Source organism: Pseudomonas persica, assembly GCF_900291015.1.
Classification (GTDB): domain Bacteria; phylum Pseudomonadota; class Gammaproteobacteria; order Pseudomonadales; family Pseudomonadaceae; genus Aquipseudomonas.
Genome location: NZ_OLKL01000080.1, coordinates 1 through 328, shown reverse-complemented (window position 1 = coordinate 328; position 328 = coordinate 1). Strand labels below are relative to the sequence as shown.

Sequence of the window (328 nt, the reverse complement as noted above, 5' to 3'; positions counted from 1 at the left end):
CGATCGAAGGTGGCGTGATCACCTACACCGTGACCCTGAGCAACCCGGCGCAGTCGCCGGTGACTGTGACCCTGTCCAACGGCCAGACCATCACCGTCGAAGCCGGCAAGACCCAGGGCAGTGTCGACTTTGAGACGCCGGCCAACGACGTCTACAACAACGGCTCAACCGTCAGCACCACGATTACCGGTGCGACCGGTGGCAACTTTGAACAGCTGACGCCGAACCCGACCCCGGCTCAGACCGCGATCAACGACTCGGTCGATGTCACCACCGCCACCCTGACCGCTTCGCCAAGCGTGACCGAAGGCGGCGTGATCACCTACAC

1 protein-coding gene is annotated in these 328 nt (G+C 63.4%); it reads left to right on the top strand.

From position 1 onward, the window contains the following. Positions 1–328: immunoglobulin-like domain-containing protein (locus tag FQ664_RS25780; protein ID WP_474707153.1), on the top strand; the 328-nt coding region annotated here is incomplete at both ends.